This is a genomic window from Pseudomonas sp. GGS8 (assembly GCF_024168645.1).
GTDB lineage: Bacteria > Pseudomonadota > Gammaproteobacteria > Pseudomonadales > Pseudomonadaceae > Aquipseudomonas.
Genome location: NZ_JALJWF010000001.1, coordinates 3,195,459 through 3,218,555, shown reverse-complemented (window position 1 = coordinate 3,218,555; position 23,097 = coordinate 3,195,459). Strand labels below are relative to the sequence as shown.

General features: G+C 58.7%; 25 protein-coding genes. 3 read left to right on the top strand and 22 right to left on the bottom strand.

The window, feature by feature from the left end:
- Positions 1 to 17: 17 nt before the first annotated feature.
- From J3D54_RS14475 to J3D54_RS14430, 10 genes are all read right to left on the bottom strand, one after another.
- Positions 18 to 440 (bottom strand): phage tail assembly chaperone, encoded by a 423-nt coding sequence (locus tag J3D54_RS14475; RefSeq protein WP_253419247.1) that lies wholly within the window; start codon positions 438 to 440, stop codon positions 18 to 20.
- A gap of 2 nt (positions 441 to 442) precedes the next feature.
- Positions 443 to 2,344 (bottom strand): phage tail protein, encoded by a 1,902-nt coding sequence (locus J3D54_RS14470; RefSeq protein WP_253419245.1) that lies wholly within the window; start codon positions 2,342 to 2,344, stop codon positions 443 to 445.
- On the bottom strand, positions 2,345 to 2,980 hold the full coding sequence (locus tag J3D54_RS14465) for a phage tail protein I (protein WP_253419242.1): 636 nt from the start codon (positions 2,978 to 2,980) through the stop codon (positions 2,345 to 2,347).
- Entirely contained in the window at positions 2,977 to 3,972 is a 996-nt protein-coding gene (locus J3D54_RS14460) for a baseplate J/gp47 family protein (RefSeq protein WP_253419238.1), read from the bottom strand. The genes J3D54_RS14465 and J3D54_RS14460 overlap by 4 nt, the downstream gene beginning before the upstream one ends.
- On the bottom strand, positions 3,969 to 4,301 hold the full coding sequence (locus J3D54_RS14455; RefSeq protein ID WP_253419234.1) for a phage baseplate protein: 333 nt from the start codon (positions 4,299 to 4,301) through the stop codon (positions 3,969 to 3,971). The genes J3D54_RS14460 and J3D54_RS14455 overlap by 4 nt, the downstream gene beginning before the upstream one ends.
- Positions 4,302 to 4,311: 10 nt before the next feature.
- The gene (locus tag J3D54_RS14450) at positions 4,312 to 4,923 is read right to left on the bottom strand and encodes a phage baseplate assembly protein V (RefSeq protein WP_253419231.1); all 612 of its coding nucleotides are present in this window, start codon (positions 4,921 to 4,923) and stop codon (positions 4,312 to 4,314) included.
- A gap of 3 nt (positions 4,924 to 4,926) precedes the next feature.
- Positions 4,927 to 5,439 carry a hypothetical protein gene (locus J3D54_RS14445; RefSeq protein WP_253419228.1) on the bottom strand — a complete coding sequence of 171 codons (513 nt, stop codon included), beginning with the start codon at positions 5,437 to 5,439 and terminating at the stop codon, positions 4,927 to 4,929.
- Positions 5,440 to 5,486: 47 nt separating this feature from the next.
- The gene (locus tag J3D54_RS14440; RefSeq protein WP_018926992.1) at positions 5,487 to 5,837 is read right to left on the bottom strand and encodes a phage holin family protein; all 351 of its coding nucleotides are present in this window, start codon (positions 5,835 to 5,837) and stop codon (positions 5,487 to 5,489) included.
- A 70-nt stretch (positions 5,838 to 5,907) separates the two neighbouring features.
- A complete protein-coding gene (locus J3D54_RS14435; protein ID WP_253419225.1) occupies positions 5,908 to 6,489 on the bottom strand; it encodes a DUF642 domain-containing protein in 582 nt (193 codons plus the stop codon).
- A gap of 510 nt (positions 6,490 to 6,999) precedes the next feature.
- A complete protein-coding gene (locus J3D54_RS14430) occupies positions 7,000 to 7,734 on the bottom strand; it encodes an XRE family transcriptional regulator (protein ID WP_253426623.1) in 735 nt (244 codons plus the stop codon).
- Positions 7,735 to 7,933: 199 nt separating this feature from the next.
- On the opposite strand from J3D54_RS14430, the gene mutS reads away from it, so the two are divergent.
- Together mutS and fdxA are read left to right on the top strand one after the other, a co-directional pair.
- On the top strand, positions 7,934 to 10,513 hold the full coding sequence (gene mutS, locus J3D54_RS14425) for a DNA mismatch repair protein MutS (protein WP_253419222.1): 2,580 nt from the start codon (positions 7,934 to 7,936) through the stop codon (positions 10,511 to 10,513).
- Between the two features lie 142 nt (positions 10,514 to 10,655).
- Positions 10,656 to 10,979 carry a ferredoxin FdxA gene (gene fdxA / locus J3D54_RS14420; RefSeq protein WP_253419220.1) on the top strand — a complete coding sequence of 108 codons (324 nt, stop codon included), beginning with the start codon at positions 10,656 to 10,658 and terminating at the stop codon, positions 10,977 to 10,979.
- A gap of 484 nt (positions 10,980 to 11,463) precedes the next feature.
- On the opposite strand, the gene rpoS is transcribed toward fdxA, so the two are convergent.
- The 8 genes from rpoS to J3D54_RS14380 all read right to left on the bottom strand — a co-directional run bounded on the left by rpoS (position 11,464) and on the right by J3D54_RS14380 (position 18,596).
- Complete coding sequence (rpoS, locus tag J3D54_RS14415) at positions 11,464 to 12,468, bottom strand: RNA polymerase sigma factor RpoS (RefSeq protein WP_253419218.1); 1,005 nt, start codon at positions 12,466 to 12,468, stop codon at positions 11,464 to 11,466.
- Positions 12,469 to 12,574: 106 nt separating this feature from the next.
- Entirely contained in the window at positions 12,575 to 13,432 is an 858-nt protein-coding gene (locus tag J3D54_RS14410; RefSeq protein ID WP_026331840.1) for a peptidoglycan DD-metalloendopeptidase family protein, read from the bottom strand.
- Between the two features lie 211 nt (positions 13,433 to 13,643).
- Positions 13,644 to 14,279, bottom strand: a complete 636-nt coding sequence (locus J3D54_RS14405) for a protein-L-isoaspartate(D-aspartate) O-methyltransferase (RefSeq protein WP_172901226.1) — start codon at positions 14,277 to 14,279, stop codon at positions 13,644 to 13,646.
- A 41-nt stretch (positions 14,280 to 14,320) separates the two neighbouring features.
- Complete coding sequence (gene surE / locus J3D54_RS14400; protein WP_253419216.1) at positions 14,321 to 15,070, bottom strand: 5'/3'-nucleotidase SurE; 750 nt, start codon at positions 15,068 to 15,070, stop codon at positions 14,321 to 14,323.
- Positions 15,058 to 16,116 (bottom strand): tRNA pseudouridine(13) synthase TruD, encoded by a 1,059-nt coding sequence (gene truD / locus J3D54_RS14395; RefSeq protein ID WP_253419214.1) that lies wholly within the window; start codon positions 16,114 to 16,116, stop codon positions 15,058 to 15,060. Before truD ends, surE begins: the two co-directional genes overlap by 13 nt.
- Positions 16,113 to 16,586, bottom strand: coding sequence for a 2-C-methyl-D-erythritol 2,4-cyclodiphosphate synthase (gene ispF / locus J3D54_RS14390; RefSeq protein WP_018927000.1), 474 nt, complete (start codon positions 16,584 to 16,586; stop codon positions 16,113 to 16,115). The genes truD and ispF overlap by 4 nt, the downstream gene beginning before the upstream one ends.
- 43 nt (positions 16,587 to 16,629) lie before the next feature.
- Entirely contained in the window at positions 16,630 to 17,475 is an 846-nt protein-coding gene (gene fghA, locus J3D54_RS14385) for an S-formylglutathione hydrolase (RefSeq protein WP_253419212.1), read from the bottom strand.
- 8 nt (positions 17,476 to 17,483) lie between these two features.
- Positions 17,484 to 18,596, bottom strand: coding sequence for an S-(hydroxymethyl)glutathione dehydrogenase/class III alcohol dehydrogenase (locus J3D54_RS14380; protein WP_018927002.1), 1,113 nt, complete (start codon positions 18,594 to 18,596; stop codon positions 17,484 to 17,486).
- 106 nt (positions 18,597 to 18,702) lie between these two features.
- On the opposite strand from J3D54_RS14380, the gene J3D54_RS14375 reads away from it, so the two are divergent.
- On the top strand, positions 18,703 to 19,599 hold the full coding sequence (locus tag J3D54_RS14375) for a LysR substrate-binding domain-containing protein (protein ID WP_253419209.1): 897 nt from the start codon (positions 18,703 to 18,705) through the stop codon (positions 19,597 to 19,599).
- A 48-nt stretch (positions 19,600 to 19,647) separates the two neighbouring features.
- Here the strand turns inward: J3D54_RS14375 and ispD are convergent, their stop codons facing one another.
- From ispD to kdsA, 4 genes are all read right to left on the bottom strand, one after another.
- Complete coding sequence (gene ispD / locus J3D54_RS14370; protein WP_253419207.1) at positions 19,648 to 20,355, bottom strand: 2-C-methyl-D-erythritol 4-phosphate cytidylyltransferase; 708 nt, start codon at positions 20,353 to 20,355, stop codon at positions 19,648 to 19,650.
- Positions 20,352 to 20,630, bottom strand: a complete 279-nt coding sequence (ftsB, locus tag J3D54_RS14365) for a cell division protein FtsB (RefSeq protein WP_007907178.1) — start codon at positions 20,628 to 20,630, stop codon at positions 20,352 to 20,354. Before ftsB ends, ispD begins: the two co-directional genes overlap by 4 nt.
- Before the next feature lie 170 nt (positions 20,631 to 20,800).
- A complete protein-coding gene (gene eno / locus J3D54_RS14360) occupies positions 20,801 to 22,090 on the bottom strand; it encodes a phosphopyruvate hydratase (protein WP_007940523.1) in 1,290 nt (429 codons plus the stop codon).
- A gap of 157 nt (positions 22,091 to 22,247) precedes the next feature.
- Entirely contained in the window at positions 22,248 to 23,093 is an 846-nt protein-coding gene (gene kdsA / locus J3D54_RS14355) for a 3-deoxy-8-phosphooctulonate synthase (protein WP_015093773.1), read from the bottom strand.
- Positions 23,094 to 23,097 lie beyond the last annotated feature (4 nt).

Here is a 23,097-nt window from a genome sequence, read left to right as displayed (position 1 = left end):
CCGGCGGTGCGGGGCGTTTACTGGGTTTGCTTGACGATCCAGGCGGGGGGTACCGGACGGAACTGTTCAGCGGGAAACTCCTGCTGTTCTGGCCAGTCGCGCAACATCTGCATGTAATCCAGCAACCCCGAATATTGTTCCGACGTGATCGAGGGCGGCCGGCTCAGTTCCTGCTCGTCTCGGTACCGGTCACGAATCCATTGCACCCGCAGAATTTCGCAGTTCCGCCAGGCTCTCTCCGTAGCGGCCAGATCTTCGGGTGACGGATCGACCAGCATCGGCAACCCGTCAGCATCATGACCGCGAACCTTTCCCGGCACCGGATTTGCCAAAACAGCTTGATAGTGCTCGTCGGCAATGGGCTTTGCGTCCTCGGGCATTTGCGTATGAAAGCCCTGGAGATAAGTGCAACCGGTAGATTGGCTGTAAAATCGCTGCATGTTCAAACTCCAAACCCCCATGCCCGGGAAGACGCGCTAATCACCCCCCAGTTATATAAATTGATACCCGTGGTTGAAACGGCACCGGGCACGATATTTCCCGCCGAATTGTTAGAGGCTACCCCAACAGGACAAGCCCCCCCAAAAAGACACGCAGCTCGGAAAGCAATAGGCCAGGCAACAGACCCTGATGCACCCGCTGGAATATTACCGACAGTGGTCCACTGGATAATGAAGCTGAACATCCACGTCGGGAAAATGATGTAGCCGTTAGCGTTAAGGTTGGCCGTAATTCCCCAACGCATTTTTTTAGGCGTGATAAAGGTCGTGTCATCGGTTCCGACATCCGCCTGATTCTGTGTAGCGACCTTGGCCGTACCCTGATTGGTTTCAGTAGCGGGAGCAGCCAACGCAGCCAGCGCGGCGATATCGATGTTTCCCTGATTGATCGGCGCATTCCAGGCCTTGATGCACCACATGACCGCCAAGTTTCGAGGTCGAGTCGAGCCACTCACCGCCACATTGCTTGCCGCAGTCGCAGCACTTGAGAGAGCTGTAACCTGCGACGGGTAGTCTGCAAGAGCGATAGGATCGACACCGTAACTCGCCAGAGGCAGTGCGGCGGCTGCACCGAGGCCGATGACTGTAGATCCATCACCTGAGCCAGTGGTATCAGCGCTAACCATCGTACCTTTCTGCCAACTACCAATCGCCCGGCCAGCATCAATACCGCGCCCATGGTCCCAACCACGCAAAAACTCACCGCGCGATTCAGGCAAACGGAAATTACCGGCCCCCTCATCCCCCTTGTTGAATACCGTGCCGAGGAACGCTGCCAGATCCGGATAGACCGCAATGCTCTTCACACTGCCATCAATCTCAAGAAACCCCGGCGGGACTTTATTCAAAGGAAACGGCACCATCGCGCCAACCGGAAGCGCCGAAGCCTCGGCAATCATCGCCTCGATTTCAGCCTTGGTGTACGTGTCCTTGATACCAAACCCGGCTAACGTTTCAGGATTCGAACCGCCGGTTGCCCGACCGTACTTATCCACAGTCAGACTCTTATAAGTCCCCGGCTGAATCCCCGTCCGCCCGGCCAACATCTCAAACGTCAGCGCCGTCGTGCCCAGGGTAATCGGCCCGTTGGTGGTCAGGTGCCACAGCGAATCACCATTCACCGTGCCCTCTTCGACCATCACAGTCAGGGCTGGAGTAACTTTCGCACTGGTGCTGGCATCGCTTGTCCGAACCCAGTTGCCATTGCTAACCACCCACAAGCCGTTGTCTTTGGCCAGCGTCTGGTTCGGCAACAACACCCGATCCCCCGCCACTACCGCAACACCGTCAATCTGCTGAGCACCGTTCAACACCACGTTAGCAGCAGCGGCAACCCGCACCGACTGCTTGCCGTCGAGTTTGCCGAGTTCTTCAGCGAGGTAACTCATCACCCACGCACGCGTCGCCTTGACCACAGTGTCGTCAATCAACAACGTCACCAACGCCGCATTACTGGTCTCGAAAATCGAACGAATGTAAAACTCTTTCCCCGACCCTGAAGTCGCCAGCACCGGCTTGAACGACTCCGGATATTTGACGATCGCATACAGAATCCCGGTATCAGTCCAGATCCCAGCCTCACGCACATACCAGCCGCCCACTTCAGGCGGGATAGTCACTTCGGCCAGCAGCCAGCTCGGGTTTTTCTCATCCTGGAACAGTGCATTGAGTGGCCCGCGCCACACTTCGCGTTTCAGTGCCGTGGCAGTGGCAGCCGGGTTGTAAACCGCGCCGCCGCCGTCCCCGACGGAAATCTGCGACAGTTTGATCGGTGTGCCCGCTGCCTTGCAGGCGGTTTCGTAGGCGATCCCCGCATTGGTGAGCAGGGTGTAATAGTCGGCCATTTAGGACCCCTGAGGATAAATAGTGGAGGTTTCGACGGTGTAGAGCCCGGCGGCCATGAAGGCCTGACCCGAGGCTTCAAGTCCTTCGACGACGATCGGATAAACCGTGGTCAGCTCGCCGCAGACGGTGGCGGCGCCGATGACGTGACTGCCGAATGCGCTCAAGCCAACAGAAACCGTCAAGGTGTCACGTTCGCTTTTGGCATCGGCCAGGCGTCGATCGAGACGGGCGTCGATTGCTTCGCTGTAGGGCTGTTCGGTGAAGGCCCTGACGGAAAAGCTGTAAGGCGGGCCGGGTGGTGTTTGCTCGTACCAGGCGCGCACCTCGGGCATCAATTGCAAACCCTTGGCCGCGTTTTCCAGTGCTTTTCGCGTCCCGGCCTGCCGTGCGGTGGGCCAGGCGAGTTCTACCGTCAAACGTTTTTCAGACTCGGCTGCCTCGGAGCTCCATTCGCCGACCCCGCGATCCGCGCCCAGATACGGCAAGAATGCCAGCGGTGTTTCGGCGGGGTTCATCAGCTCGGGGAACGGCGGGTCAATGCGCTCAAGCAACCGGGCGAAACCGAGATCAAGTGCCCTTTCCAGTGGAGAGCTGTTGGCTGGCAACAGGCTCGGGCGAGGTATGTCGTCACTCATAACGTGTCCACCTCGACCTCGACGCCCGTGCAATACGGCGCTTGAAAAACGCTCGTGACAATCGGCGCGACCGGCTCAAGGATTTGCAGTTGAACCGCGCCAGCGCTGTGCAGCGTGTAGTCGATCCAGCTCGGGTCCACCCGCCCTTCCAGGCGATGACAGGCATCGGCGTACGCCTGCAACTGCTGTTGCGCGGCGACTTTGGTGAGCCCTGAATCGGGACCCGGATTGATCTTCGCGATCACCCGGATTTTGTAGTTCTTGATTTGCGCAGCCTGCACGGTAACCAGGTCCGTTTCGGGCCGGACATCAGGCCGGGCGAAATGTTGGCGAACACCGTCGAGCAGCGCTTGGGATGGCGTGCCGTCGCCCTCTCGGGAAAGCACCGTAACCGTGACTTCGCCTGGCGCGGTCCGGCGCCCGTTGCCGTCCTTGACCTGTGCGACATAGCCGTCCGGGTCGAAGGTGTAAGTGACCGTCACCACACCCGCCGCGGTGGTTTCCACCTTCACGACAGGCCGTTCGCCAAGGGTGAAAATCTCGCGCCGATACTGCATCCGCGAGCCCGCCGCCGGGGCATGCGGCGCCAGGTAATAACGCAACCGGGCGTCGTCATCGCTCTCGTAGACCGGATCGATCGGCGGGAATGCCGCCGGATCGCCCGGGTCCAGCAACTGGCGCTCAAGCCCCATGTCCGCCAGCCGCGCATCGAGGTTGGTGCCGGTGGCCCACCACGCCAGCATCTGCTTGATGCGGGCGTTGTATTTGCGTTCGTGGGTTTGCAGCCGTACACAAAACGCCTCAAGGGCCAGGGTCAGCAACTCGCTTTCGTTTTCCAGGCTGACCACAAGCTTGGCCGCGCTCTCGGGAGCACGGGCACCGACGTACTCGACGACGAAAGTCTTGAACTCTGCGAGCAGATCCTCGAACGCTTCGACTGTGACGATGGTCGGTTCGGCCAACTGGTTCTGGCCAGGTATCAACATACTCATGCCACCACCTCGAAGGTCTGTTGGCGGTTTTTCCAGGTGCCGGCGAAACGCAACAACAACCCGGCACCGTAGCGGCTGGCCACAATGACCTGCGGCTCGAAATCGTCGATGCCGTTGTACTTGTTGTAAAACGCTTGGGCCGCATGACTCTGGGCGAGAATCAGCAGGTCGTCGCCGAGGTTCTGCCCCAGCAATTCAGTGAGTGCGCAGCCATACAAAGGGCGCTTTTGACGCGTGCCTAACGGCGTGGTCAGGGCTCGGGTGGCGCGCTGCACAAACTGCTGCCAGTCGTCGACCGTCGCGCCGGTGTTTCTATCGATTCCGATCATGGGGAGCTCTTTATGCGGTACTGATGACGCGACCCTGGTGATCCACCAATGGGCCGCTCAGATGCACACCGGAGGCGTCGAGCCGCAGGCCGACGGCGCCCAGTTGCAATTCGATGGCCTCAGGCGTCATCGCCAGTCGTGCCGGGCCGATGTTCAACTCGAGGGATTCACGGGAACCGGTGAACGCCGCCGGGCCGTTCTTCCAGTGCAGGACATGACTGGCGTCGTCGTAACCGTTTTCCGTGCCGTCCTGATAGAGGCGACGCGTCAGCGATGCCTGCGTCGAGACGGGCGGAAACTGACCGCCGTTGAGGCCGAACAACGCCACCGACTGCCCGCCGCCCTCGCCGCCGCCGTGGTTCAGCAACAAACACTGCTCCCCCACGGAAGGAATCCGCGACTCGCTCTGTGCGCCAGCGCTTGGGTTGAAAAACCGGATCGCCGGGGTGAGCAGTTCCCCATGACGGACCTTGCAGGTATTGCTGGCCGCATCGACTTCCTGACACATGCCGATGCGACAAAAACTGTCGGCACGCCGGTGCAGGTCTTCGAGTTCGGTTTCCATCTCGGCCAGACGCTCGATGATCGGCCCCAATTGCATACGTAAAAGCGCATCAAACATGGGTCAACCCTCAAGTGCGGTGTATTGATCCGGGTCGTCGATGTTCGACACTTCCCAGGTACGGGCGAATTTCGGGATGCCCAACGGGTCTTCGAGCAGCGTCGGGCCGAGGTACAGGGTTTGGGTAAATGAAACGGTCCAGGCGGTGTACTCCCGTGCCTCGCTAATGAACGTGGACGGGATGCCCTCAATGTTCATCGGCAGATCGCATTGCTCGCCCGGCAGTTTCCAGCGGTTATCGACGACCAGGCTTTTCAACTCACTGGCCAGATCGCACGCCGCCAACCCTGCGCCGGGCAACACGGCTTGCAAGGAAACCGTCAGGACATGAGCGATACGTCCGTCGTTGGCCCGGATGCCCGGCGCATCTCGCTCGATGGCGATCAACACCCAGGGCTGATCGACGATGCCGTCGAAGTCTTGATGAGTCCCGACGTTCAAACCGGGGATGGCGCTGCGCAACGTCTCGGCAATGGCGGAAAGCACCTGCGATGGTTTTTCGATAGCGGCGGGCATTAATGGCCTCCTGTTCCTATAGCAATGCGAAGATCAGCGACGCCGGCTCACTGTTGATCGGGACGAGAATCGCGCGGTGGCACTTCGCAAACGCCAATCCGCTTGGCGGCCCAGCGTTCGTAAAGCCCGATGGCCACGTCCGCCCCCGCCATCGCCGTCAGGCAGCCAAAGGCACCGGCGGCCCAGATCGACAAGCCGGCGGCGTACAGCAGCATGATTGCCGAGACCCCGCAGATCATGCAGGCTCCGGACCGCAGGGCCAGGCGCCGCAACAGCGACCAGCCACGGGCGCCCTCCTTGTCGGCGCGCCACATTTCGCCGGACACCCCGCCCGCCACCGCGAGGAGGATGACCAGCCAGATCGGCATGTCCAGCAACGCTTGTTGCTCGTTTGTCATGTCCCGCCTCCTTGGGATCGATGAGATGGGCCTCTCGAAAATGAGCCGCCTGGTTTTGATCGATGAAGAACTACAGCTTTTCAACGATCACGTTGTCGATGAAAGCGAAGTTGACGTATGGGTTCTGCTCATTGGAAAAGGCCAGAGTGGTTTGGGCCGTGGTCGCAGTGAAGTCATAAGTCACAGTGTTCCACTCGACAACGCTACCCTTGACCGTTGGCGTGTTGAAGGTGGCGGTCTGACCGGCGACCTTCACTTGCACGACACCATCACCGGAGCGGCTGGCGTACACCGAATTGCCCAGGCTGAAGGTCAATCGATACTTGGCCCCTACTACGGTGGCGAAATTCTGCTGAATGCCGCCGCCGTTGCCATAAATATTGTTAGCCAGATCGACAATCACCGCGCCTTCCGCTGCGGCGGAGCCTGGAATCGAGGCGCGCACGTTGAAGTATTCGGCGCCCGACAGAAAGGTCGTCCAGCCGGTGATGAAGTTGGCTTTCGCCGTCGTGTCCAGAATGCAACTGTCGCTGCAACCCGGTTGTTCAAAGCTGCCGTTGACCAGGAGGTTTGCGGCAGTAGCGCTGCCCGCAGCGCCGGACAGAGCCATGGTCAGCATCAGCGGGCCAATGATTTTGTTGAATACGTTCATGTTTTACCTATTGAGTCGAATGAATGGATTGCACAGCGGTTTGCTGGAATTACGGTCCCGGATGAGGGTTGATATGCCTGATGTAGGCAGGCATTCCAAAAAGCCCGGTCACCCAGGCTTTTCAGTAATGCGCTTGCGTGATCTTTCGGCGCTACTGGCGCGGTACGGATCGATTCAAATTGTTTTTCCGACCGCGGTCCCTGCCCGCCGGATAACTGCTTCTGGTGCTTTACGCTGCACACCCGGGTCAGTTGCCAACCCTCTGAACCGTTGAGGCCGGTTCATCGCTGCCTTTGTGGTGGAACTAAAGAGCTTCGTTTCGAGCCGCTTTGTTGAGCGGCTTGAGACAAAGAATATGCATGTATGCATATACAGTCAATGCATAAATGCATTTGTTTATGCATTGAAAATGCACAGGCGCATGAAAGGCCCACAGACAAAGGCGTTGGCGGTTTTCGGCAGGCGAAAAAAAACCCGTCGGGCGACGGGTTTTATCTGACAGCGGTGAGGTTAGCGGGCGTACATGCCCCACCAGAAGACGTGACCAAGGATGACGATTTGCTCTTCCTGGATTTCCTGGAAGCTGTAGTCCTCATCCGGATGCTCATCGCGATTGAAGCTGCGCAGGCGAATCCCGGTAGGCAGGCGATAAAGCTGTTTCACCCGCAACTGGCCGTTGTGGTTGATGGCGTACAGGTCGCCGTCGATGATGTCGCCAATCCCGCATTTACCGGCATTCACCCCCACCGTGGCGCCGTCGCGCAGTACCGGCAACATGCTGTTGCCACGCACGGTCACGCATTTGGCCTGGTCGAACTGCACACCGTTGTGGCGCAAGCTGCGCTTGCCGAAGCGCAGGCTAGAGCGCTCGCTCTCTTCGATGACGAATCTTCCTGATCCAGCAGCCAATTCAACCTCGCGAAGAAAGGGGACAGATACCTCGTCGTCATCGACAGGCGTATCGTCGTCCCACAGGCTTATGTCCTTGAGCTCCGAATGCAATTCATCGCGCCCGGCGCTGGCGGCCGGCGCGACATCCGCGCGGCCCCGCAACTGATCGGTGCTCACAGAAAAGTATTCGGCAATCTTCGAGATATGTTTATCCGAAGGATCGACGATCTTCCCGCTGAGGATGCGCGAGAGAGTGGATTGAGGCACGCCGGTGCGACGGTGAAGCTCCGTGGGGGAGATCCCGTGCTGATCGAGCAGCGCTCTTAAGACGGTAGAAACATTGCGTTTTTGCATAACGCGAATAGTGCTTGATCTTTTTTCGGAAGACAAATGCCAAATTGCATAATTTGTGCATAAACCCACGATAAATTGCCTTGGGGTTTTCATGCCTGCGTCGGGCGGACCGCCCATGGTAACCTTGCGCCCATCGCGGAAAAGCCGGGCCGATGCCCCTCCTTTGCCCCACACCTTTCAACGAATTTGCCTATATCCAATGAATAAAGCCGTCTCCGATCTGTCCTCCCACACGCCAATGATGCAGCAGTACTGGCGCCTGAAGAATCAGCACCCCGACCAGCTGATGTTCTATCGCATGGGCGACTTCTACGAGATCTTCTATGAAGATGCGAAGAAGGCCGCCAAGTTGCTGGACATCACCCTGACGGCTCGTGGGCAATCGGCGGGTCAGGCGATTCCGATGTGTGGGATTCCTTACCACGCCGCGGAAGGTTACCTGGCGAAACTGGTGAAGCTCGGCGAATCGGTGGTGATCTGTGAGCAGGTCGGCGACCCGGCCACCAGCAAAGGCCCAGTGGATCGTCAGGTGGTGCGGATCATCACGCCCGGCACGGTCAGCGATGAAGCGCTGCTGGATGAGCGTCGGGACAACCTGATCGCGGCGGTGCTGGGTGACGAGCGTCTGTTCGGTCTGGCGGTGCTGGACATCACCAGCGGCAACTTCACCGTGCTGGAGATCAAGGGCTGGGAAAATCTGCTGGCGGAGCTGGAGCGGGTCAATCCGGTTGAGCTGATGATCCCGGACGACTGGCCGAAAGACCTGCCGGCGGAGAAACGTCGTGGGGTACGTCGCCGTGCGCCGTGGGATTTCGAGCGTGACTCGGCGTTGAAAAGTCTTTGCCAGCAGTTTTCTACCCAGGACCTGAAAGGTTTCGGCTGCGAGAATCTGACCCTGGCGATCGGCGCTGCTGGCTGCCTGCTCAGCTACGCCAAGGAAACCCAGCGCACTGCCCTGCCGCACTTGCGCAGCCTGCGTCATGAACGCCTGGACGACACCGTGGTGCTGGACGGCGCCAGCCGTCGCAACCTGGAACTGGATACCAACCTGGCCGGTGGTCGCGACAACACGTTGCAATCGGTGGTCGATCGCTGCCAGACCGCCATGGGCAGCCGTTTGCTGACCCGCTGGCTGAATCGTCCGCTGCGGGATTTGACCGTATTGCTGGCGCGTCAGACGTCGATTACCTGCCTGCTTGACCGTTATCGTTTCGAGAAACTGCAACCGCAGCTCAAGGAAATCGGTGACATCGAGCGGATTCTGGCGCGGATCGGCCTGCGCAATGCCCGTCCTCGTGACCTGGCGCGTCTGCGCGATGCCCTCGGCGCCCTACCAGAGTTGCAGGTGGCGATGGCCGAGCTTGAAGCTCCGCACATCATTCAACTGGCAACGACCACCAGCACCTACCCGGAACTGGCAGCACTGCTGGAAAAAGCCATCATCGACAACCCGCCAGCGGTGATCCGTGATGGCGGTGTGTTGAAAACCGGTTACGACAGCGAACTCGACGAGCTGCAATCGCTCAGCGAAAACGCCGGGCAGTTCCTCATCGATCTGGAAGCCCGCGAAAAGACCCGCACCGGCCTGGCCAACCTCAAGGTCGGTTACAACCGCATTCACGGCTATTTCATTGAACTGCCGAGCAAGCAGGCCGAGTCGGCACCGGCGGACTATATCCGTCGCCAGACCCTCAAGGGCGCCGAGCGCTTCATCACCCCGGAACTGAAAGCGTTCGAAGACAAGGCGCTGTCAGCCAAGAGCCGCGCCCTGGCGCGCGAGAAGATGCTCTACGAAGCGCTGCTCGAAGACCTGATCGCCCAGTTGCCCCCCCTGCAAGACACAGCCGCCGCACTGGCCGAACTGGACGTACTGAGCAACCTCGCCGAGCGTGCACTGAATCTGGACCTGAACTGCCCGCGCTTCGTCAGCGAGCCCTGCATGCGCATCAGCCAGGGTCGTCACCCGGTGGTCGAGCAAGTACTCACCACACCGTTCGTGGCCAACGACCTGAGCCTCGATGACAGCACCCGCATGCTGGTGATCACCGGTCCGAACATGGGCGGTAAATCCACCTACATGCGCCAGACCGCGTTGGTCGTGCTGCTGGCGCACATCGGTAGCTTCGTGCCGGCGGCCAGTTGCGAGTTGTCCCTGGTCGACCGGATATTTACCCGGATCGGTTCCAGCGATGACTTGGCGGGCGGGCGTTCGACCTTCATGGTCGAAATGAGCGAAACCGCGAACATCCTGCACAATGCCACCGAGCGCAGCCTGGTGCTGATGGACGAAGTCGGTCGCGGCACCAGCACTTTCGACGGCTTGTCCCTGGCGTGGGCCGCGGCCGAACGTCTGGCACAGCTGCGGGCCTATACACTGTTCGCCACTCACTATTTCGAGCTGACGGTGCTGCCGGAAGCCCAACCGCTAGTAGCCAACGTGCACCTCAATGCCACCGAGCACAACGAACGCATCGTGTTCCTGCACCACGTGCTGCCTGGGCCTGCCAGCCAGAGCTATGGCTTGGCGGTTGCGCAGTTGGCCGGTGTGCCGAGCGAAGTGATCGTGCGTGCCCGTGAACACTTGAGCCGACTGGAATCCACGGCGCTGCCTCATGAAATGCCAGCGCCGGCCAAAGGCAAGCCTGTGGCGCCTCAGCAGAGCGACATGTTCGCCAGCCTGCCGCACCCGGTGCTGGATGAACTGGCCAAGCTCGACCTGGATGACCTGACACCGCGCAAGGCGTTGGAAATGCTCTATACATTAAAGACACGGATCTAACGCACTTGCCTGCAAGCTGTTAGAATCTCGCGCGGTTTGGGATGCTGCAGGCTCATAGCCTGGCCTGCAGACTATCGCTCCCGAACCTGGCGACCCCGTCCTGAAGGGGCTCCGCTGCCGCCGCCTGAGGAGAAAATTAGAAATGACCTTCGTCGTCACCGACAACTGCATCAAGTGCAAGTACACCGACTGCGTAGAAGTCTGTCCGGTGGACTGCTTTTACGAAGGCCCGAACTTCCTGGTGATTCACCCGGATGAGTGCATCGACTGCGCACTGTGCGAACCCGAATGCCCTGCCGTGGCCATCTTCTCCGAAGATGAAGTTCCCACCGGCATGGAAAACTTCATTCAGCTGAACATGGAATTGGCCGAGGTATGGCCAAACATCACTGAACGGAAAGATCCATTGCCCGATTCCGCTGAATGGGATGGCAAGCCAGGCAAAATCGAACACCTCGAACGCTGATTTCCCTCGCGTTCCCGAAAAGGCCCCTTGCGGGCCTTTTTGCTTTTCTGCAGGCAAAAAAAAGGGGCGGTTTGACCCGCCCACATTTTTTCCCTATTCCATGTGTTCCTTTTCATCGTCCTGATGAATCGCATCCTGCGATGTCCGTTCCCCTCTTCCTTGAAGGGCGTGTCTATCCGTCGACACAGTTCAAATACTAGAGGATTCCCCACCAAGAGCAATCGGCCTCCATGGCTGAAATCATCTGTAATATGCTGTTAACTTAATAAAATAAGCATATAAATCAATAACTTATAATTACTACACGCTTCGAATAGACAACTGCCAGGGTGTAAAAATAATGAACACTTACGAAAGAGTAAGCAAAGACTTACACCACGAGACTACAAACCTGAGGTGGCGCCAATACCAACGCACCTTCATCTTCCCAACAGCAAAAAGCCCCGAACCAGTCGGGGCTTTTGTTGCTGGTTGAGCGAATGGCTTATTGGAACAGCGACTCACTCGACAGGCCGTTTTTCTCGAGAATCTCCCGAAGACGCTTGAGGCCTTCCACCTGGATTTGCCTGACCCGCTCCCGGGTAAGGCCGATTTCCAAGCCGACATCTTCAAGCGTGCTGCTCTCGTGACCTCGCAAGCCGAAGCGGCGTACGACCACCTCGCGTTGCTTGTCGGTCAGCTCCGAGAGCCATTGATCGATGCTCTGCGACAGGTCGTCATCCTGTAACAACTCGCATGGATCGGTCGGGCGGTCATCGGTCAGGGTGTCCAACAGGGTTTTATCCGAATCCGGACCCAGCGAGACGTCGACCGAAGAAACCCGCTCATTCAGGCCGAGCATGCGCTTGACCTCGCCTACCGGTTTTTCCAGCAGGTTGGCGATTTCTTCGGGTGAGGGTTCATGGTCGAGCTTTTGAGTCAGCTCCCGTGCAGCCCGCAAGTACACGTTGAGCTCTTTGACCACATGGATAGGTAACCGGATGGTCCGGGTCTGATTCATGATCGCGCGTTCGATGGTCTGACGAATCCACCAGGTGGCGTAGGTCGAAAAGCGGAAGCCGCGTTCTGGATCGAACTTTTCCACTGCCCGGATCAGGCCGAGGTTACCCTCTTCGATCAGGTCCAGCAGCGACAGCCCACGATTGACGTAACGCCGGGCGATTTTCACCACCAGCCGCAGGTTGCTTTCAATCATGCGCTTGCGTCCGGCCGGATCACCACTTTGCGACAAGCGCGCAAAATGAACTTCTTCTTCCGGGGAGAGCAATGGGGAAAAGCCGATTTCGTTGAGGTACAGCTGCGTGGCATCGAGTGCCCGGGTGTAGTCGATGTACTTGTGTTGCTTTAACGAAGCGGAGTGTCTGGATTTGGCACGAACGGAAGGTGCATCCCCTTCATCATTCGACATCGAATCCATAGCGATGCCGGTCTCCATAAGGAGAACCTCATCGTCGATGTCAAACTCCGGCACTTCTTTACTGAGAGCCATTGTTATAGTCCTTTGGTGAGTTCGACCTCAAGCTCAAGCGGCGCCTTGATCCTTGGCAACGCTGGAGCCTGTTCCCTCTACGTGACGGAACAGGCTGGCTAACAAATCAACGACGTGGCAGGAACTGCAGCGGATCTACAGGTTTACCTTGTCGGCGAATCTCAAAATGCAGTTTCACCCGGTCTGTACCCGTTGACCCCATTTCGGCAATTGTCTGTCCGACTTTGACCTGCTGCCCCTCCCGAACCAACAGCCTGCGGTTATGACCGTAGGCACTGACGTAGGTATCGCTGTGTTTGATGATGACTAATTCGCCGTAGCCCCTTAAGCCACTCCCGGCGTATACCACCGTCCCATCAGACGCAGCTAAAACAGGCTGTCCCAAATCCCCGGCGATATCAATTCCTTTATTCAAACTACCGTTTGAAGAGAATTTTCCAATCAGAATGCCACTAGAAGGCCACCCCCAGCCCGTCGGGGCCGGACCGGCAGGAGGCAGTGGAGCGGGTGCCGGCTTGCTGGCGACGGACGGTGCGAGCACTGTTGTACTGGTCGTCGTGCCGTTTGCCTGGCGCCGAATTACCGTGGTTTTGCTCGACGACGAAGGCGAGGAACTGGACGAACTCACCACCGCTGTCGGCGTTGAATCATTGCGACCGTCAAAGCGAATCGTCTGACCCGGATGGATCGTGTAAGGCGTAGGAATGTTGTTCCTTGCCGCGAGGGCTTTGTAGTCCCAGCCATAGCGAAAGGCGATGGAGAACAATGTGTCCTTGGGCCGAACAACGTACTGGCCGGTGGTTACGGCGGGACGCTGGGCGACCGCATTGTTGCGTTCGACAACTCCCACGCTACTCGATTTGGTGCTGGAGCAACCGACCAGCAAGGTACTCAAGACAAGACCAGTCACCAGACGCTGAAAGCTCGTTATACCCATTCGCTGCGCAACGACTGTGAGACTCACCCGCCGCTCCCTTTGTGGTGGCTGAAAATATGAATTGCCGTGTTTCGGCACGAAATGTCGCAAGTATAACGGGCCGAACAGGCTTTACCTTTAATGAAGCGAACTCGTTTCACGCACACGTTAGCTGCCTGAGGATGAATTGCGTTTAACCCATCGATGCCGCTGTAAGACCCGGGCAATCGAAGAGAATTCAGCGCGCTGAAACAAATGCTCAGGCCAGTGGTCCGTTGAGCAATGGCACAAAGCGCACCGCCCCTAGAACACGCCTGGAAAAGCCCTGCTCTTCACGGATGATCAGCATCAATTGTTGAACTTCACCGGAGCCGACTGGAATCACCAGCCGCCCGCCCGGTGCCAATTGATCGAGCAGCGCCTGAGGCACATCGGTGGCCACGGCGGTAACAATGATGCCGTTGTAAGGCGCCAGCGCCGGCCAGCCTTCCCAGCCATCGCCCCAGCGAAATACCACGTTGCGCAAGTTCAGCTCCACCAGGCGCTCCTTGGCTCGATCTTGCAGAACCTTGATGCGCTCGACGGAAAAAACCCGCTCAACCAGTTGCGACAGCACCGCTGTCTGGTAACCCGAACCGGTGCCGATTTCCATCACCTTATCCAACGGGCCGGCTTCCAGCAGCAGCTCGCTCATGCGCGCCACCATATAAGGCTGGGAGATCGTCTGGTTATGGCCAATCGGTAGCGCCGTATCTTCATAAGCGCGGTGGGCCAGCGCCTCATCGACGAACAGGTGACGCGGTGTGCGGCGGATGACTTCCAGCACCTTGGCGTTGGACACCCCTTCTTCATAGAGGCGCTGAATCAGACGCTCACGGGTCCGCTGGGAGGTCATCCCAATGCCGCGGTGCAGAATATCGTCTTGTTCACGAGCCATTAGCGCAGCCCCTCCAGCCAGCCATCGAGACTTCTGAAGGCATCATTAAAGGTGCGATCCAGTTGCAGTGGCGTGATTGAAACATAGCCTTGCATCACCGCATGGAAATCGGTGCCCGGACCGCCATCTTCGGCGTCCCCCGCCGCAGCAATCCAGTAGCCGGATTTACCGCGCGGATCGACCACTTTTATCGGCGCAGCGGCCCGGGCGCGATGGCCCAGGCGGGTCAGCTGGATACCGCGGATATGCTCCAGCGGCAAGTTGGGAATGTTCACGTTCAGTACCGTGCGCGGTGGCAGATTGAGGTCCGCGTGGGCCTCAACCAGTTTGCGCGCAAAATAGGCCGCCGTGGGAAGGTTCTCCACTTGCCGTGAGACAAACGAAAAGGCAAACGAAGGACGCTCCAGGAAACGTCCTTCAAGGGCCGCCGCGACAGTACCGGAATACAGCACGTCATCCCCCAGGTTCGCACCCAGGTTAATACCGGAAACCACCATGTCCGGCTCGAACTCCAGCAAGCCATTAAGGCCCAGGTGCACACAGTCGGTGGGTGTTCCGTTGAGGCTGATAAAGCCATTGGCCAAGGTGTGCGGGTGCAACGGACGGTCGAGCGTCAGCGAGCTGCTGGCGCCGCTTTTGTCCTGGTCCGGGGCGATAACCACGCATTCGGTGTAATCCGCCAGCGCAGCATAAAGCGCGGCGAGACCGGGTGCGGTTACCCCATCGTCGTTAGAAATCAGAATACGCATGGGCTGTCCGTCTGCCCCACCGGCACCAGATCGACGAGTTCACGCACCAATACGGTGGCGAAGCATCCGGCCGGGAGGACGAATTCCAGTTGCAGAATGTCAGGCTCGGGATAATGCCACGTCAACCCGCCAATGGGCAGCCGCAGGATGCGACGTTCGTGGCTCATTCCGGCGTTAATCAACCAATCGCGCAGGTCCGCTTCGCGCGCGGCGATTGCCTGCTCCAGTTCATGGACAGCGCCTGACGCCGGCGAGTCACCTTCGCCCCACTGCGGGCCGGTCGGGTGCAAGTCGAGAATCGCCAGACGCGGGTCACTGCACTCGGCTTCACCTGCCGGGAAGAAACTGCGACTGTCGGTGAAAGCCAGCAGATCGCCGACCTGAGCACGCTGCCAGGTACCATCGGTGACACGTGCCGCCAGCACCTGATTAAACAGAAAACTGCGCGCGGTGGAGAGCAGGCGCGAACGCACGTTGCGTTGTTCCGGCAGGGCCTTGCGTGCTGCCCAGGCACGGGCGTCGACGACATTGCCGCCGTCATGCCCGAAACGCTGGGCGCCGAAATAATTGGGAATACCTTGCCTGGCGATCAACAGCAGCCGCTCTTCGATCGCCGCCTTGTCGCCTGCGAACTGGGTCAGGCGCAAGGTGAAGCCGTTGGCCGAATGGGCACCGCGCTGCAGCTTGCGTCTGTGCCGACCGGTCTTGAGGATTTTCAGCGTGTCGTTTTCCGCCGCCGACAGATCAGGATCGGCCTTGCCGGGCAGTTGCACGCTGAACCACTGGCGAGTCAGCGCCTGACGGTCCTTGAGACCCGCGTAGCTGACAGTCCGCAACGGCACGCCCGCGGCCTTGGCAATCCGTCGTGCCGCTTCTTCGGTATTCAAACCGCGCTTTTCCACCCAGATCCACAGGTGTTCGCCATCGCCGCTCAGGGGAATATCGAGGACTTCATCGACCTGGAAATCTTCCGCCGTGGCTTTCAGCACTGCGGTGCCGAGGGCTTGACCATAGGCCCGTGGGCCGAGCAATTGCGCCTCGTTCATGCGCGCAACAACAGGGCAACGGAATGCACGGCAATACCTTCTTCGCGACCGACAAAGCCAAGCTTTTCGGTGGTGGTAGCTTTCACGTTCACTTGATCCAACTCAACTTGAAGATCCGCGGCAATCAGCGCGCGCATCGATTCGATATGCGGGGCCATTTTTGGGGCCTGGGCGACGATGGTGTTATCGACGTTGCCGACTTTCCAGCCCTTGGCGTGGATCAGTGCGACGACATGACGCAACAGCGCACGGCTGTCGGCACCCTTGAATTGCGGGTCGGTGTCTGGAAAATGCTTGCCGATATCACCCAGCGCGGCAGCGCCGAGCAACGCATCGCTCAAGGCGTGCAGCAGGACATCACCGTCGGAATGGGCAAGCAGCCCGAAGCTGTGTGCAATCCGCACACCGCCCAGCGTGATGAAATCGCCCTCACCGAAACGGTGCACATCATAGCCGTGGCCAATACGCATAAAAAAACGCCCCGATTTTTGTCAGGGCGTGATTCTACCTGCATTAAACGCCTAGAGCGCGTCCGTGATGCTGCAAGTGGTCGTCGATGAAACTCGCGATGAAGAAATAACTGTGGTCGTAGCCGGGTTGCAAACGCAACGTCAGCGGATGACCGGCAAGTTTCGCCGCCTGTTGCAGGGTTTCAGGCTTGAGCTGGGTGGCGAGGAAATCGTCGCGATCCCCCTGATCCACCAGCAGCGGCAGCTTTTCGTCGGCCTCGGCGATCAATGCACAGGCATCCCACTCGCGCCATTTCGACCGGTCTTCACCCAAGTAGCGGGAAAAGGCCTTTTGGCCCCACGGGCAATCGATCGGGTTGTTGATCGGTGAGAATGCCGACACCGACTGATAACGCCCCGGATTGCGCAACGCGCAGACCAGCGCGCCGTGACCGCCCATGGAATGGCCACTTATGCCGCGTTTGTCCGACGCCGGGAAATGCGCCTCGACCAATGCCGGCAATTCCTGCACGACATAGTCGTGCATCCGATAGTGCCGCGACCACGGTTCCTGCGTGGCATTGAGATAAAACCCGGCACCGAGGCCGAAGTCCCAGGCACCGTCCGGATCACCCGGCACTTCGGGACCGCGCGGGCTGGTGTCCGGTGCGACGACGATCAGCCCCAGCTCGGCGGCCATGCGCATGGCGCCGGCCTTCTGCATGAAGTTCTCGTCGGTGCAGGTCAGGCCAGACAACCAGTACAGCACCGGCAGTTTACCGCCCTGCTCCGCTTGCGGCGGCAGGTACACGGCAAACACCATGTCGCAACCGAGCACGTCGGAGCGGTGCCGGTAGCGCTTGTGCCAGCCGCCGAAGCTTTTCTGGCAGGAGATATTTTCCAGGCTCATGACCGACCTCAGAAATGGATGACGCTACGGATGCTTTTGCCTTCATGCATCAGATCGAACGCCTTGTTGATATCTTCCAGGCCCATGGTATGGGTGATGAAGGTATCCAGCGGGATCTCGCCGGTCTGAGCCATTTCGACATAGCTTGGCAACTCGGTACGGCCACGCACACCACCGAACGCCGAACCGCGCCAGACGCGACCGGTGACCAACTGGAACGGACGAGTGGAGATTTCCTGGCCGGCGCCGGCCACACCAATGATTACCGACTCGCCCCAACCTTTGTGGCAGCACTCAAGTGCGGCACGCATCAACTGCACGTTGCCGATGCATTCGAACGAGAAGTCGACGCCGCCATCGGTCATGTCGACGATCACTTCCTGAATCGGACGATCGAAGTCTTTCGGGTTCACGCAGTCGGTGGCGCCCAATTGCCTGGCGATTTCGAACTTGGCCGGATTGATGTCGATGGCGATGATCCGGCCAGCCTTGGCTTTGACCGCGCCGATCACGGCAGACAGTCCAATGCCGCCCAGGCCGAAGATGGCAACGGTGTCACCCGGTTTGACCTTGGCAGTGTTGATCACTGCACCGATGCCGGTGGTGACGCCACAGCCCAGCAGGCAGACTTTTTCCAGCGGTGCTTCTTTAGGAATTTTGGCGACGGAGATTTCCGGCAGCACGGTGTACTCGGAAAAGGTCGAGGTGCCCATGTAGTGGAAAATCGTTTCGCCCTTGTAGGAAAAGCGCGAAGTGCCATCCGGCATCAGGCCTTTACCTTGGGTTGCACGAATCGCCTGGCAGAGGTTGGTTTTGCCCGACAGACAGAATTTGCATTTACCACATTCCGGGGTGTACAGCGGGATCACATGGTCACCGACGGCAACCGAAGTCACGCCCTCGCCGATCGCTTCGACCACCGCGCCACCTTCGTGACCCAGGATCGACGGGAAGATCCCTTCCGGGTCCGCGCCCGAGAGGGTGTAGGCATCGGTATGGCAGACACCGGAAGCGACAACGCGCAGCAGGACTTCGCCCGCCTTGGGCATGGCGACATCGACTTCAACGATCTCGAGGGGCTTCTTGGCCTCGAAGGCAACGGCGGCGCGCGACTTGATCATGCTGACTCTCCAGTGAATAAAAACGAGACAGGGAGTGTAATACAGCGGCTTACGATGAATAATCGGGACAAAAGCAAAACATTATTGCCATGCAGGGATAATCCCGATGTCCGAAAACCGCTGGGAAGGCATCGACGAGTTCGTCGCCGTCGCCGAGTGCAACCAATTCACCGCCGCGGCTGAACGCCTTGGAGTGTCTTCCTCCCACATCAGTCGCCAAATCGTACGACTGGAAGAGCGCCTGCAGACCCGCTTGCTCTATCGCAGTACCCGCCGGGTCACGCTGACCGAGGCCGGGCAAACCTTTCTGCAACATTGCCAGCGTTTGCAGGATGGTCGTGAAGAGGCGTTGCGCGCTGTCGGCGACCTGACCAGCGAGCCCAAGGGCATGCTGCGCATGACGTGTGCCGTGGCCTACGGCGAACGATTTATCGTGCCGCTGGTGACTCGCTTCATGGGCATGTATCCGCAACTGCGTGTCGATATCGAACTGAGCAACCGCCCGCTCGATCTGGTGCATGAAGGGCTGGACCTGGCCATCCGACTTGGCCGTCTACAGGATTCAAGATTGGTCGCGACCCGTTTGGCACCACGGCGCATGTACCTGTGCGCCTCACCGTCCTACCTGGAACGGTATGGTCGCCCACACAGCTTGTCGGAACTGAGTCGTCATAACTGCCTCATCGGCAGCTCGGATATCTGGCAACTGGAACAGAACGGGCGGGAATTTTCCCAGCGAGTACAGGGAAACTGGCGCTGCAACAGTGGGCAGGCCGTGCTGGATGCCGCGCTACAAGGGGTTGGGCTGTGTCAGTTGCCGGATTACTACGTGCTGGAGCACCTGAAAAATGGCGAATTGATTTCGCTGCTGGAAGCCCACCAACCACCGAACACAGCGGTTTGGGCGCTTTATCCGCAGCAGCGACATCTGTCGCCGAAGGTGCGCAAGTTGGTGGATTATTTAAAGGAAGGGTTGGCCGAACGGCCTGAGTATCGGGTTTAAGAGCAAACGATCGCAGCCTGCGGCAGCGCCCACATAGCCTGCGATCTTTTAACGGCGGTTCGCCCAACGCTGGCGCAACCACTCCAGGTCTTCGGGGCGAGTGACTTTGATGTTATCGGATCGACCTTCGATCAAACGGGGTGCCATACCTGCCCACTCCATCGCCGAGGCTTCATCGGTGATGACAACATCTGCCACCAGGCTGTCCGCCAACGCCCGATGCAATGCTCCAAGGCGAAACATCTGCGGCGTATACGCCTGCCAGATCACGCTGCGATCCACGGTTTCCAGCACTCGCCCATGCTTGTCGACCCGTTTGAGGGTGTCGCGCGCAGGCACCGCCAATAGACCGCCCACCGAATCGTCAGCCAGTTCACTGAGCAATTTATCGAGATCATCACGCGCCAGATTCGGTCGCGCGGCATCGTGAACCAACACCCAATCCTCATCGTCAGCGCCCTGGGCATGCAGATGCAGCAAGGCGTTGAGCACTGACCCGGAACGCTCGGCGCCGCCTTCAACCCGCTGAATACGCGGATCGGCAGCACAGGCCAGGTTCGGCCAGTAAGGATCGTCGATAGCAAGACTGACCACCAATCCCTTCAGGGCTGGATGATCGAGGAAACAGCCGAGGCTGTGTTCGAGAATAGTGCGCCCGCCCAGCTGCAAGTATTGCTTGGGACGGTCCGCAGCCATACGGGCACCGACGCCCGCGGCAGGAATTACGGCCCAGAAGGCCGGTAACGACTCAATCATTGGGCCAACTGGTAAAGGGTTTCACCATCCTTGACCATGCCCAACTCATGGCGAGCCCGCTCTTCAACGGTCTCCATGCCTTTTTTCAGCTCACTGACTTCGGCATCCATCACTCGGTTGCGCTCCAGCAACGCCTCGTTTTCGGCGTGTTGATCCGCAATCTGCTGCTTCAGCTCGGCCACTTGCGCCAGACTGCCATTACCCACCCACAGGCGGTACTGCAGGCCGGCCAGCAGCAAGAGCAAGACGAGGAACAACCAATTGGGACTGCGCATCGAATATCAGGTATCCAGTGAAAAAAGACAGCCATGCCAAACTTTGAAGCTTCTGATAGCACGAAGCCTGGAAGAACCAGGCTTGTGCTCTTAAGGCATCAGATTAGTGACAAATCCGTCGCTGTCGCGATTTTTCCGACACAATCCGGTGTCTTTTTATCGTTTACCACTCAGCCGCGGAATTCGCTACGGCCGTTGTACTTGGCTTTGCCATTCAACTGCTCTTCGATACGCAGCAGTTGGTTGTACTTGGAAACGCGGTCGGAACGGCACAGCGAACCGGTCTTGATCTGGCCAGCCGAGGTGCCCACGGCCAGGTCGGCAATGGTCGAATCTTCGGTTTCGCCGGAGCGGTGCGAGATCACAGCGGTGTAACCAGCGGCCTTGGCCATCTGGATGGCTTCCAGGGTTTCGGTCAGGGTGCCGATCTGGTTGAACTTGATCAGGATCGAGTTGGCGATCTTTTTGTCGATGCCTTCTTTCAGGATCTTGGTGTTGGTCACGAACAGGTCGTCGCCTACCAGCTGAGTCTTCTCGCCGATCTTGTCGGTGAGGATTTTCCAACCAGCCCAGTCGGACTCGTCCAGACCGTCTTCAATGGAGATGATCGGGTAACGCTCGGTCAGACCTTTCAGGTAATCGGCGAAACCTTCAGCAGTGAACACCTGGCCTTCGCCGGACAGGTTGTACTTGCCATCTTCGTAGAATTCGCTGGCCGCGCAGTCCAGAGCCAGGGTCACGTCGGTGCCCAGCTTGTAACCGGCGTTGGCCACCGCTTCGGAGATCACTTTCAAAGCGTCTTCGTTGGAGGCCAGGTTTGGTGCGAAACCACCTTCGTCACCAACGGCAGTGCTCAGGCCACGGGCCTTCAGAACGGCTTTGAGGTGATGGAAAATCTCGGTGCCCATGCGCAGACCTTCCGAGAAAGACTTGGCGCCAACCGGCTGAACCATGAATTCCTGAATGTCGACGTTGTTATCGGCGTGCTCGCCACCGTTGATGATGTTCATCATCGGAACCGGCATCGAGTAAACACCCGGGGTGCCATTCAGGTTAGCGATGTGAGCGTACAGCGGCAGGTCCTGGTCCTGCGCTGCTGCCTTGGCTGCGGCCAGGGAAACGGCGAGGATCGCGTTGGCGCCCAGGGTCGCTTTGTTTTCAGTGCCATCGAGCTTGATCATCGCGTGATCCAGCGCTTTCTGGTCGCTTGGGTCTTTGCCCAGCAACAAGTCACGGATCGGACCGTTGATGTTGGCTACGGCCTTGAGCACGCCTTTACCCAGGTAACGGCTCTTGTCGCCATCACGCAGCTCGAGCGCTTCACGCGAGCCAGTGGAAGCACCGGATGGCGCGCAAGCGCTGCCGATGATGCCGTTATCGAGAAGCACGTCTGCTTCCACAGTGGGATTGCCACGGGAGTCGAGAACTTCACGACCTTTGATGTCGACGATTTTTGCCATTGTTGTAAACACTCCAAAGTTGACGAAAACGACGCAGCTGAAGGAAATCTTTTATCGTCGGCAAGTGACAGACAGCGGGCAGGCTTGCGGACGATAAGGCTCAAGCCCGAGGGCCTGAGCAATTAAACCGTGCGGTACTTTACCGGAGAATTGAGGTTTACGCGGTTTCTACCGTCGGAAAACTCTTCACCAGTTCGTCCAGTGCTTTGAGCTGGGCCAGGAATGGCTCCAGTTTATCCAGACGCAGAGCGCAAGGACCGTCGCATTTGGCGTTGTCCGGGTCCGGGTGCGCTTCGAGGAACAGCCCGGCCAGCGACTGGCTCATACCGGCCTTGGCCAGGTCAGTGACCTGGGCACGACGACCGCCGGCGGAATCGGAGCGGCCGCCAGGCATTTGCAACGCGTGGGTCACGTCGAAGAACACCGGGTACTCGAACTGCTTCATGATGCCGAAACCGAGCATGTCGACCACGAGATTGTTGTAGCCGAAGCTCGAACCACGTTCGCAGAGAATCAACTGATCGTTACCGGCTTCCACGCACTTGTTCAGGATGTGTTTCATTTCCTGAGGCGCGAGGAACTGGGCTTTCTTGATGTTGATCACCGCGCCGGTCTTGGCCATCGCGACCACAAGGTCGGTCTGGCGCGACAGGAAGGCCGGCAACTGGATGATGTCGCAGACTTCAGCGACGACCGCGGCCTGATCAGGCTCGTGGACATCGGTAATGATCGGCACGCCGAAGGCTTGCTTGATGTCCTGGAAAATCCGCATGCCCTCTTCCAGGCCGGGGCCACGGTAAGAGGTCACAGAAGAACGGTTCGCCTTGTCGAAACTGGCCTTGAACACGTAAGGGATACCGAGTTTCTCGGTGACCTTTACGTACTCTTCGCAGACCTGCATCGCCATGTCACGGCTTTCCAGCACGTTCATGCCACCGAACAGCACCATTGGCTTGTCATTGGCAATCTCGATATCGCCTACGCGGATGATCTTCTGCGCCATCAGG